The sequence below is a fragment of the Micromonospora sp. NPDC047762 genome, from assembly GCF_043204655.1.
Taxonomy (GTDB): domain Bacteria; phylum Actinomycetota; class Actinomycetes; order Mycobacteriales; family Micromonosporaceae; genus Micromonospora.
The window spans coordinates 320840-332249 of sequence record NZ_JBIDCQ010000010.1 but is presented as its reverse complement, the minus strand read 5'-3'; the positions used below and the strand labels follow the sequence as shown (position 1 = coordinate 332249).

The following is an 11410-nucleotide window of genomic DNA, read 5'->3' as shown; positions in this document are numbered from 1 at the left end:
GGGGGGGGGGGGGGGGGGGGGGGGGGGGGGGGGGGGGGGGGGGGGGGGGGGGGGTTGGGGGGGGGGGGGGGGGGGGGGGGGGGGGGGGGGGGGGGGTGCCCCCCCCCGCCGCGACGGTCAGCAGTTGCGGAGTTCGGGGGACTGGTTGAGCAGTTGGCCACGGGTCGACACGAAGCGGCGGTAGCGCTCGCCGTCGACGGCCGATGGGCGGAACGCGGCGACGCGGTGGCAGTTCTGGAAGGCCAGGCGTACGCCGAAGTGTCGCTCCAGGCCACCGCGGATGGCGTCGCTGGCCAGTGCGCGGAGCAGTTGACCCCGGTCGGCGTCGGTGGGCGGCGGAACGACGTTGTCGGCCAGGTCGTCGTCGCCGGCCTCCAGTTCGGCGACCACCCGGCTGACGGTGGCCCAGGCGTACGGCAGCGAGTCACGGACGCAGGCGATGAACGCCTCGTCGTCGATGGGGCCGCGTTCGGCGGCGTCCAGCAGTGCGGGCGGGACAGTGAGCGACATGGTTCTCCTCCGCTACAGCTAATGATTACCGTTTCCAATAACGGCGTCGACTGAGCAGACCACGTCTCTCGCAGGACGTCAACGATGGCCCGGCGCGCCACGCCGCGACCCACCCGTGTCCTGGGACGAGCGGCGGCGTCAGGGTCGGCGGGGATGGCCCTTGAGGTGCCGGCCCAGTTCGCGGGCGATCTCCCGGTTGGCGTCGCGCTCGGCCAACGTCTGCCGCTTGTCGTAGGAGCGCTTGCCCTTGGCGAGGGCCAGTTCGACCTTGGCGAAGCCGTTCTCGAAGTACATCGACAGCGGAACGAGGGTCACCCCGCCCTCGCGGACCTTGTCCAGGATCCGGTCGATCTCGGCGCGGTGCAGCAGCAGCTTGCGGTTGCGGCGCGGGGCGTGGTTGGTCCACGTGCCGTAGGCGTATTCGGCGATGTGAAGGCCGTACAGCACGATCTCACCGTCGCGCTCGTGCGCGAAGGCGTCCACCAGCGAGGCCCGCCCCTCGCGCAGCGACTTGACCTCGGTGCCGACCAGCACGATGCCCGCCTCGTACGTGCGCAGCACCGTGTACTGGTGCCGGGCCTTCTTGTTGGAGGCGATCAACCGGCGGGTGGGTGGCTTGGACGGGGTCACCAGGCGACGATATCCGGCCGTCGGAGCAGTCGTACCGGCCGGCTCAGTCGTGTGCGGGGCGCGCCGGACGTAGTCGCGCGGTGAGGTCCCTCACCGCGTCCCCGAACGCCTCCTGCGACTCACACGGCCAGTGTCCGAGGATCGGCGGCGGAACGCTGTCGCTGGGCGCCGGCACCACGTCCTGCGGGTCGGTCAACCGCCGGTCCACCATCGCCGCCGGCCCGGTCAGCGTCTCGGCCTCCCCGGGACGGTGGGAGGCGAAGATCCAACCGCCGATCGGGTCGGTGTCGCGCCACAGGTTGATCCAGCGCCAGCCGACCCGTTCGCCGATCTCCCGCAGCGCCGGGTCGTCGGCGTACGCCGGGAAGAGCCGGGAGTAGAGCCGGCCCAGCGGTGAGCCGTAGGTCAGGAGGGCGACCCGGTGGGTGATCCGGGTGGGCAGTTGCAGAACCGCGGCGGCGAGCAGTACCGAGCCGTGGCTGTGCCCGGCCAGCAGCACGCCCTGACCCTGTTCCACCAGGTAGGTGATCCGCTTGGCCAACTCCGGCACGGCCCGCTCGGCATAGCAGGGCGGCGCGAACGGGTGCGCCGCCCGGGGCCAGAAGGTGCCCAGATCCCAGAGCACCCCCACGTACCGGCGGAACTGCGGTGTCCGGTACGCGAAGATGCCGCCCACCACCAGGCCGAGCAGGATCGCGGCGATCACGTAGCTACCCGACCCGATCAGGAAGTTGACCATGCCCTCCGGCACTCCGACGTAGCGCTGCGCCACGTCCCCGGGTAGGAGTTGGAGCAGGCCGAGCAGGCTGGTGGCCAGGCCGAGCGCCGCCAGGCTGGCGTACACCACGGAGAGCGGTTCCAGATTCTCGGTGAAACGGGCGCGGGCCACCGCCTGCTCGACCCGCCGCAGCCGGGCCGCCGCGTGCGGCGGCGCGTCCGGGAAGTCGGCGGCCACGATCGCCCGCGCGGCCTGCCGCCGCCCGCGCCGGGTCATCCTGGTGACCAGGCCGGCCACCAGCAGTGCGGTCACCACGGCCAGGAAAAACCCGAAGATCGCCCATTTGTACGCCAGGGGAGGACTGGTCTCCAGGCCGTCCGCGGTCGTCCCGTTGCGGTCGAGCAGGTCCGCCACCCGGAAGACCAGCTCGGCCGAGAACGCCACGGCGAGCCCAGCCGAGATCGTCATGAAGACCGGCGCTCCCAACGCGCGGATGGGTGACCTGCGCTGCCCGCCACCCCGCCGCCAGATCACCAGCACGGCGAGCGCGACCACCAGCACGGTCTGGCTGACGAACAGCCAGGCCACGATCGCGCTGTAGCCGGGCAGCACGCCGCCCTGAGGCCACGGCGCCGGGCTGATGACGATGTGCACGATCACCAGCATCGTCAGGCCGCAGGCGATGGTGCGCAGCCCGCGGAAGACCCCGTCCACCCGGGGCGACGGGTCGGTGCGGTCGATGCTCCGCACCACCGTGACCAGGACCAGGCAGCTCAGCAGCACCACTCCGGTGGCCGTCAACAGGATCACCATCACCCACGAGCGGTGCTGGCTGGCTCGCGCGGTCAGCAGGCTGCCGCTGAGCGTGGCGAACGCCGCCGCGACGTGGACCGAGCGCAGCCGACCCACGAGCGGCTCGCCGTCCCACTGGCCGACGGCGCTCAGTTGGTGTTTCGACATCGTCGTCGACGGCGTCCGGAACGCGTCGAAGGAATGGCCCGGGCGAGCGCCCAACCACCAGACGAGCCCGATGGCGGCGACCGGCACGAGCGCCAGCACACCCAGGCGCAGCCCGGTCGGGCGCCCGCCGAGCCAGGACAGCCAGGTCCGACCGGCCAGGCACGACGGGGTGCCCATGCAGCGCCACGCGATCAGGTCCAACGCCACCCCGACGATGGAGAGCACGTAGAGCATGGTGAGAGTGAGGGCGAGCACCCGGCACAGCGCCATGAAGCCGCGCTTCGAGACGGTGTTCGCCGGCCGCATCCACAGGGCCACGTTGCAGAGCATGAACGGCAGCAGGAAGACCAGCGACAGGGTCCGCACGGCTGTGCCGGACGGCAGGTCACTCCAGCGGTACGCCTCCAGCGTCACCCCGTCCGTACCGGTCGAGTCCGGGTATCCGGGGCGCGGTCGGTAGAAACCTCCGCTGCGGTCGCCGGCTACCTGGTAGACGTACGGCCGGTCCAACACCTGGTCCGCGCCCGCGCCGGAGACACCGTGCACCCGCAGCTCCACGATCCCGCCCGACGTCGGCGGTCCGTTCGGTGTCGCGTCGGCCATGGGCCCCCCGAGGTGTGCGCGGCAACCGGGCGGGTCGTCGATGTCCGGCCACCCGCGCGGCGTTCCGGCTTACCCGTCTGCGGGGCGGTCAACCGTGGGGTCGGGCGCCGGCGATGGTGCGGTCGACCGTCGGCAGGTGATTTCATGGCGCCATGGCGAACCCGGTGATCCTGACCGTCGACGACGACCCCGTGGTGTCCCGGGCGGTGGCCCGCGACATCCGGCGCCGCTACGGCGACCGCTATCGGGTGTTGCGAGCCTCTTCCGGCCCAGAGGCGCTGGACGCGCTGCGCGAGGTCAAGCTGCGCGGCGAACAGGTGGCGCTGCTGCTGGCCGACCACCGGATGCCGGAGATGACCGGCGTCGAGTTCCTCGAAGCGGCGATGGACATCTTCCCGGCCGCCCGTCGGGTGCTGCTCACCGCGTACGCGGACACGGACGCCGCGATCGAGGCCATCAACGTGGTCGACCTGGACCACTACCTGCTCAAACCCTGGCACCCGCCGGAGGAGAAGCTGTATCCGGTGGTCGATGGGTTGCTGGAGGCGTGGGCGGTCACCCCGGACGCGGCCAGCGCGGAGATCCGGGTCGTCGGGCACCGCTGGTCGGCGCCGTCGTTCAAGGTCCGCGACTTCCTGGCCCGCAATCTGGTGCCGTACCGGTGGCTGTTGTCCGACGATCCGGAGGGCGTCCGGTTGCTCGACGCGGCCGGGGCCACCGAGGCGGACGTGCCGCTGGTGGTGACGCCGGAGGGCAAGGCGTTGGTTGCCCCGAGCGAGGCCGAGTTGGCCGCGCTGGCCGGGTTGACTGTGGTGCCGGCGTGTGACTTCTACGACCTGGTGGTGATCGGCGGCGGCCCCGCCGGTCTCGGTTCGGCGGTGTACGGCGCGTCGGAGGGGCTGCGCACCGTGCTCGTGGAGCGACGGGCGACCGGCGGTCAGGCCGGGCAGAGCAGCCGCATCGAGAACTACCTCGGCTTCCCGGACGGTGTCTCCGGCGCACAGTTGACAGATCGGGCCCGACGGCAGGCGGTCAAGTTCGGCGCCGAGCTGCTCAGCGCCCGGGAGGTGGTCGGTCTCAGCGAGGCCGGCGGTGCCCGACTGCTGCGTTTCGGCGACGGCACCGAGATCGCCGCGCACACCGTGGTGCTGGCCACCGGCGTGTCGTACCGGGTGCTCGACGCCCCCGGGCTGGCCGACTTCACCGGGCGGGGGGTGTTCTACGGCGCCGCCGCCACCGAGGCGCCGAGCTGCGTCGAGCAGGACGTCTACATCGTCGGCGGTGCCAACTCCGCCGGCCAGGCGGCGGTCCACTTCTCCCGGTACGCGTCGAGGGTGCACCTGCTCATCCGTGGTGCGGACCTGACCGCCTCGATGTCGCGTTACCTGATCGACCAGCTGGAACGGATCGACCGGATCACCGTGCACCCGCATACCGCAGTGGTCGGCGGGGCGGGAGAGGACCACCTGGAGCGGCTCACCCTGTGCGACACCCGCACCGGGGAGGCCCGCTCGGTCGACACCTCCTGGCTGTTCATCTTCATCGGCGCGGAGCCCCGCACCGACTGGCTGGACGGGGTGCTGGTCCGCGACGACCGTGGTTTCATCGTGACCGGTCCGGATCTGCTCGCCGGGGGGCGACGGCCGGCCGGCTGGTCGTTGTCGCGCGACCCGTACCACCTGGAGACCAGCGTGCCGGGCGTGTTCGCCGCCGGGGACGTGCGGGCCGAGTCGGTCAAGCGGGTGGCCTCGGCCGTCGGCGAGGGCGCGATGGCGGTGTCGTTGGTGCACCGCTACCTGGAGGCCCAGTGAGCGCGAGGAGTGAGCCGGGTTTGCGAGCCCCGCAGTCGCGAACGAAAGGTAATCCAGTGAGCGCGAGGAGTGAGCCGGGTTTGCGAGCCCCGCAGTCGCGAACGAAAGGTGGCCCAGTGAGCCGGTTCTGCGAGCGAAGGAGTCCCTGTGACCATCGAGTCTGACCGGCTGACACCGGCGCAGTTGCGCACTCTGTTCCTGTTCGAGGCGCTCGATGACGGGCAACTCGCCTGGCTGGCCGAGCACGGCCGGGTCGAGCAGCGTGCCGGCGGCACCCTCGTGTACGGCGAAGGTGAGCCCGCGACCTGCTTCTTCGTCCTGGTGCGCGGGGCGGTGGCGTTGAGTCGCCTGGTGCGCGGCGACGACGTCGAGGTCAGCCGGACCGACCAGCGCGGGGTGTACGGCGGGGCCACTCAGGCGTACCTGGGTGACCAGGTTGAGCAGATCTACCGCAACAGCCTGCGGGCGGTGACCGACGCGGAGTTCTTCGTGCTGCCGGCGGAGGACTTCGCGTACGCCCTGCGGTCCTGGTTTCCGATGCCCATGCACCTGTTGGAGGGGCTGTTCTTCGGGATGCGGGACAGCCAGGCGATCGTCGGTGAGCGGGAGCGGTTGCTGGCCCTCGGTTCGCTCTCGGCGGGGCTGACCCACGAGCTGAACAACCCGGCCGCGGCGGCGGTGCGGGCCACGTCGGTGCTGCGGGACCGGGTGGCCGGGATGCGGCACAAGCTCGCCATGATCGCCGATGGGCGGCTCGACGGGAGCGCCCTGCACGGCCTGGTCGCGTTGCAGGAGGAGGCGGTCGCCCGGGTGGCCACCGCGCCGAAGTTGACCCCGATGGCCACGGCCGACGCCGAGGACACCCTCACCGACTGGCTGGAGGACCATGGCGTCGGCGGGGCCTGGGACCTGGCGCCGATCCTGGTCGGCGGTGGGCTCGACGCTGCCTGGTTGGCGCAGGTGAAGGCCGCGGTCGGTGCCGCGGACCTGGAGGCGGCGGTGCGCTGGCTCACCTACACCGTCGACACCGAGCTGCTGATGCGCGAGATCGGCGACGCTGTCACCCGGATCTCCGGGCTCGTGGACGCCGCCAAGCAGTATTCGCAGCTGGACCGCGCGCCGCACCGGGTGGTGGACGTGCACGACCTGCTCGACGCGACGCTGGTGATGTTCAAGGGCAAGATCCCCGCTGAGGTCAAACTGGCCCGCGAGTACGACCGGGGCCTCCCACCGGTCCCGGCGTACGCGGCCGAGCTGAATCAGGTGTGGACCAACCTGATCGACAACGCGTTGGGCGCGATGGGGGAGAAGGGTGTGCTGACCGTCCGCACCGGACGGATCGGTGACCAGTTGGCGGTGGAAATCACCGACACCGGGCCGGGCATCCCGCCAGAGGTGCGTCCGCGCATCTTCGAGCCGTTCTTCACCACCAAGCCGGTCGGCGCGGGCACCGGTCTGGGGCTGGACATCTCGTACCGGATCGTGGTGCACAAACACCACGGCGACATCCGGGTGGAGACCGAGCCGGGCCGCACCACCTTCCGGGTCCTGCTGCCGATCACGGACGAGCCCCGCGACGCGCCGACTACCTAGAGACAGCAGGTGGTCGCGGGCAGTAGTCTCGGGCGGCATTTGTGATCCCCGCCCGGAGGAGGGTCCGTGGAGTCGATGGCCCGCCAGCGCACCGCTGCTGAGGACGACGACCAGCCGATCGACCCGCCCGGCGACAGCTCGGTGCTGCCGGAGCTGGAGGATCGGGACTGGCTGCACCACGCGCAGGAGTTCGCACACACCAGCTTCTGGGCGGTGGCCCGGCGGCTGCCCCGGCTGGTCCGGGAAGCGGTCGGCCTGGCCTGGTCCACGAACCAGCGCGACACCGTCGCCTCCATCGGCCTGAACATCGCCGCCGGGGTGATGACCACGTTCGGCCTGCTCGCCACGACGAGCGTGCTGCGCGAGTTGTTCGCCGCCGGTCCCACCCCGGACCGGGTCCGCTCGGCCCTGCCGGCGCTGATGGTGGCCGCGGCGGCGGTGTCGGCGCGCGGCGGCCTGACCATCGCGGCCGGTTGGGCCCAGGCCCGGCTGACCCCGCAGATCAACTACCAGGTGGAGTTACGGCTGTTCGAGGCCACCACGGCGGTGGACCTGGCCGCGTTCGACGACGCCGGCTTCGCCGAGGAGATGGACCGCGCCCGCGACCGGGGGATGGGCGAGGCGGCGTGGATCGTCGACCACACCGTCAACCTTGTCACCGGCGTGGTCGGTATGCTCGCCACCGCCGTGGCGGTGACCGTCATTCAACCGCTGCTGCTGCCCTGCCTGTTGCTCGCCGCGGTGCCCCAGGCGATCACGGCGGTGCGGATGGCCCGCCGGGAGTACCTGGCGATGCTGGCTCGGATCACCCGCCGACGACGGATGTGGATGCTCGCCCACCTGATGGCCAACCGGCACACCGCCGCCGAGGTGCGCGCCTACCAGATGCGCGACTTCCTGCTCGCCGAGTACCGCGGCGTGATGGCCGTCGAGACCCGTGCCCAGCTGCGGCTGGTCCGCTCGCAGACGGGCACCCGGGTCGTCGGTGCCACGGTGGCGGGGCTGGCCACCTTCGGCGTGTACGCGGTCCTCGGTGGTCTGCTGCTCAGTGGGATGGTCGCCCTCGCCGCCGCGGCCACCGCCCTGCTCGCGTTGCAGTCCGCGCGGACCAGCCTGGGCGTGGCAGTCGTCGCCACGAACTCACTGTACGAGGACGCCCTCTACTACCAGGACTACCAGGACTTCCTGGCCCGCGCCCGGGCCCGGGTGCCGGTCGGAGGCAGTCGGGTGGCCGACGGCGTCGACGTGATCGAGGTGGACGGCGTGAGCCTGCGCTACCCGGACACCGACGCACCGGCGGTGGACCGGGTCAGCCTCACCGTCCGCCGGGGCGAGGTGATCGCGCTTGTCGGGGAGAACGGCTCGGGCAAGACCACCCTGGCCAAACTGATCGCGGGCCTCTACCAGCCGACCGGCGGAATGATCCGCTGGGACGGCGTCGACGCCGCCGAGTTGGACCCGCGTGCCCTGGGCGCCCAGGTGGCCGTGATGACCCAGGAGTGGTGGAAGTTTCCGTTCACCGCTGGGCAGAACATCCGCGTCGGGCGGCACGACCGCGCCCCGGACCTCCCCGGCCCCACCGTGCAGGAGGCGGCCAGCGCGGCCGCCGCGCACGACATGATCGTCGGCCTGCCGCACGGCTACGACACGTTGCTCGACCGGGAGTTCAAAGACGGCCACGAACTGTCCGGCGGGCAGTGGCAGCGGCTCGTCGCGGCTCGCGGCCTCTACCGGGACGCCGCCCTGCTGATCTGCGACGAACCCTCGGCCGCCCTGGACGCGCGTGCGGAACATGCCCTGTTCCAGCACCTGCGCCGTCGCCCCGACCGGGCGGTCGTGCTGATCACCCACCGGCTGGCGAACGTCCGGCACGCCGACCGGATCTTCGTGCTGGAACGGGGCCGCCTTGTCCAGCACGGCAGTCACGACGAGCTCATGACCGCCGGTGGCCTCTACCGCGAGCTGTTCAACCTGCAGGCCAGCGGTTACCTGACCGGGGTCGACGGACGCCGCCCCGCCGACACCCGCTGACCAGACTGCGCGGAGCCCAGCCGTGCGGATCGGCCAGGCAGTCCCCGCGTCAGAGCACGCGGGCGACCCCGCAGTAGCCATCCACGACGGCCGCGGGCCTGCTGTCAGTCCGCCAGTGCCCCAGCGGCACGACACCCGGCTCGACGAGGTCGAGGCCGTCGAAGAACGCCGTGAAGTCCGCGACCGCACGCAGGTGGTACGGCAGAGCACCGCTTTCGTTGTACTGCCGATGCGACTCGATGACCCGCTCGCTGGTAGCCGTACCGTCGGACATGGCCAGAAAGCTGCCCGATGGTAGGGACGAGACCAGAGCGTTGACGATGGCCTGCGCCTCGGCCGGCTTCTCGACGTGGCCCATGACGCCCAGCATCATCAGTGCGATCGGTTCATTGAAGTCGAGTGTGTCGCGAGCGTCCTGGACGATCTTCTCCGGGTCGCGCAGATCGGCGTCGACATACTGGGTGGCACCCTCCTGGCTGCTGGTCAGCAACACCCGGGCGTGCGCGAGAACCATCGGGTCGTTGTCGACGTAGACGACGCGCGCCCGCGACGTGATCCGTTGGGCGACCTCGTGGGTGTTGTCGGCGGTGGGCAGGCCCGTACCGACGTCGAGGAACTGGCCTATCCCCGCCTCTGCGGCGAGATAGGTCACCGCTCGTTTGAGAAACGCGCGCGAATACCGTGCCGCCTCGACGATTTCCGGAAAGACCGCCCGTACCTGTTCACCGACCTCGCGATCCGGGGCGAAGTTGTCCTTACCGCCGAGCCAGTAGTTCCACACCCGTGCCGAGTGCGGCGCTGTCGTGTCCAGCTTGGCGGCCGAACCTCCCACCGGCTGCTCAGCTCGATCCTGCGACATGCTCGTCTCCCCTCACGGGCGTCGGGGCCGTAGCCTAGCGGCGCGGCGGCGCCCGCATGGTCCTGCGGATCGACGAAGCCCTTGTCCCTGGCCGAGCGCGGGGGTCAGGAGGTGACTGTCAGGAACTCGGCCAGGATCCGCGTGTGGGTGGAGAACGCCAGCTCGACCGGGTCGGTGAGCACCAGCCACTCGGTCGCCTCCTCGGTCGGCGCCGACGGTGGCAGGTCCTCGGCCGCCCGCTCGGGCAGCACTCCGAAGACCATCATCGTGCCGCCCGTCGGTGAGCCGTGCACCGCGAACAGTCGGGCGTCCCGGGCCGCCGCGATCAGGCCGGTCTCCTCCCGCAGTTCCCGCACGAGCGCGTCGGACCACTCCTCGCCGTACTCGATGAAGCCACCGGGCAGCGCGAGCAGGCCGCGGGCGGGTTCGATGTCCCGGCGGACCACCACCACTCCCAGGCCCTCGGCGGTGCGGACCGGCAGCACCGCGACCGCCACCGGCAGCGGGTTGCGCCAGACGGTCTCGCCGCAGACCGCGCAGACTCGCGGCCAACCGCCGGCCGGCGGGTAGGCGGCGCCGCAGTAGGAGCAGTGCGAGTACGGCGTGCCGGTCATGCCGCAGCACGTTACTCCGATCCCTGCTCAGGCTGCCGCGCCGCCTCGCCGCGCGGTCAGGCTGCCGGGTCGCCCGTGTAGAAGGCGGTGGTGCGTTCGGCGGCGGCCTTCGCCTCGTCGGCGTCGGTGCCGGCGGCGATGCTCGCTTCGCACCACAGTTGACTGCTCAGCTCCATGGCCCGTCGTCCCTCGGCGGAGGCGGTCCACTCGGCGCCCTGTTCCGGCGTGATCCCGCTGCCGTCGGAGGCCAGGTGCGAGGCGAGGCCGAGCAGCCCGAGGTCCCACCCGACACCGACCGCGCCCGGCCCGAACTGGGCCCACCGGTCCTGGTCGACGTGCGCGATGTGGTCCAGGTCGAGGCGGGCCCGCTCGTCGCCGACCGCTGTGACCCGCACCTCGATCCAGCTCACCTCGCCGCCCATCTCCCAGGTGGCGGTGAAGCGGTGCGGCGGCTCGCAGCTTTCGACGGTGCCGTGGGCGTTGCCCTGGAGCTGGTACGTGCCGCCCAGCCGCAGGTCGCCGGAGATCGGCAGGAACCAGCGCGGGATGCGCTCGGCGCTGGTGCAGGCGTCCCACAGATCCTCGGCCGTCGCCTGGTAGGTCTGGCTGATCGTGGTGACCCGCGCCTCACCGGCTTCCAGGGTGCGGCTGCCGACCTTGCGCTGGACGGCGTTGATCTGCTCGGTGGCGTCGAACATCAGGTGTTCCTCTCGTCGGGTAGGTCGGCGGGGCCGCGCAGCCGACGCTCGCGTCGGCCCCGGGCCAGCTCGGTGGCGAGTGCCGCCAGGGGTGGGGTCCAGAACCGGCGGAAGTGCTCCAGCCAGCCGTCGACCTCGCGCAGTGGGCGTGGGTCGACCGCGTAGAGCCGCCGGGTGCCCTCCGGCCGCACGGTGGCGAAGCCGTTGTCGCGTAACACCTTGAGGTGCTGGGACACGGCGGGCTGGGAGATGCCGAACTCCTCGCGGATGACAGTGCTGACCGCGCCGGCGGTCTGCTCGCCGGCGGCGAGCAGTTCCAGGATGCGGCGCCGGACCGGATCGCCCAGCACGTCGAAGGCGTGCACGACGACAGTTGTATCACT

Annotated in this window: 10 protein-coding genes; 3 read left to right on the top strand and 7 right to left on the bottom strand. The window is 71.6% G+C overall.

What is annotated here, in order from left to right; translation table 11 throughout:
- Positions 1 to 117: 117 nt before the first annotated feature.
- From ACGF3C_RS28385 to ACGF3C_RS28375, 3 genes are all read right to left on the bottom strand, one after another.
- On the bottom strand, positions 118 to 510 hold the full coding sequence (locus ACGF3C_RS28385) for an SCO5389 family protein (RefSeq protein WP_112673007.1): 393 nt from the start codon (positions 508 to 510) through the stop codon (positions 118 to 120).
- Between the two features lie 138 nt (positions 511 to 648).
- Positions 649 to 1140, bottom strand: coding sequence for an SsrA-binding protein SmpB (gene smpB, locus ACGF3C_RS28380; RefSeq protein ID WP_393226684.1), 492 nt, complete (start codon positions 1138 to 1140; stop codon positions 649 to 651).
- Positions 1141 to 1183: 43 nt separating this feature from the next.
- Entirely contained in the window at positions 1184 to 3421 is a 2238-nt protein-coding gene (locus ACGF3C_RS28375) for a hypothetical protein (RefSeq protein ID WP_357233349.1), read from the bottom strand.
- Positions 3422 to 3573: 152 nt separating this feature from the next.
- Here ACGF3C_RS28375 and ACGF3C_RS28370 point away from each other — a divergent pair, with 152 nt between their 5' ends.
- The 3 genes from ACGF3C_RS28370 (at position 3574) to ACGF3C_RS28360 (ending at position 8856) form a co-directional block, all read left to right on the top strand.
- Positions 3574 to 5232, top strand: a complete 1659-nt coding sequence (locus ACGF3C_RS28370; protein ID WP_091398639.1) for an FAD-dependent oxidoreductase — start codon at positions 3574 to 3576, stop codon at positions 5230 to 5232.
- A 147-nt stretch (positions 5233 to 5379) separates the two neighbouring features.
- Positions 5380 to 6825 carry an ATP-binding protein gene (locus ACGF3C_RS28365; RefSeq protein WP_393226682.1) on the top strand — a complete coding sequence of 482 codons (1446 nt, stop codon included), beginning with the start codon at positions 5380 to 5382 and terminating at the stop codon, positions 6823 to 6825.
- A gap of 75 nt (positions 6826 to 6900) precedes the next feature.
- Positions 6901 to 8856 carry an ABC transporter ATP-binding protein gene (locus tag ACGF3C_RS28360; RefSeq protein ID WP_393226703.1) on the top strand — a complete coding sequence of 652 codons (1956 nt, stop codon included), beginning with the start codon at positions 6901 to 6903 and terminating at the stop codon, positions 8854 to 8856.
- A gap of 49 nt (positions 8857 to 8905) precedes the next feature.
- Here ACGF3C_RS28360 and ACGF3C_RS28355 read toward each other — a convergent pair whose 3' ends face one another.
- From ACGF3C_RS28355 to ACGF3C_RS28340, 4 genes are all read right to left on the bottom strand, one after another.
- Positions 8906 to 9715 (bottom strand): SAM-dependent methyltransferase, encoded by an 810-nt coding sequence (locus ACGF3C_RS28355; protein WP_357231328.1) that lies wholly within the window; start codon positions 9713 to 9715, stop codon positions 8906 to 8908.
- Positions 9716 to 9819: 104 nt separating this feature from the next.
- Positions 9820 to 10329, bottom strand: coding sequence for an NUDIX domain-containing protein (locus ACGF3C_RS28350; RefSeq protein WP_357231331.1), 510 nt, complete (start codon positions 10327 to 10329; stop codon positions 9820 to 9822).
- 56 nt (positions 10330 to 10385) lie between these two features.
- Complete coding sequence (locus ACGF3C_RS28345; protein ID WP_357231334.1) at positions 10386 to 11027, bottom strand: SRPBCC family protein; 642 nt, start codon at positions 11025 to 11027, stop codon at positions 10386 to 10388.
- Complete coding sequence (locus ACGF3C_RS28340) at positions 11027 to 11392, bottom strand: metalloregulator ArsR/SmtB family transcription factor (protein ID WP_357231337.1); 366 nt, start codon at positions 11390 to 11392, stop codon at positions 11027 to 11029. The genes ACGF3C_RS28345 and ACGF3C_RS28340 overlap by 1 nt, the downstream gene beginning before the upstream one ends.
- Between the last annotated feature and the right edge of the window lie 18 nt (positions 11393 to 11410).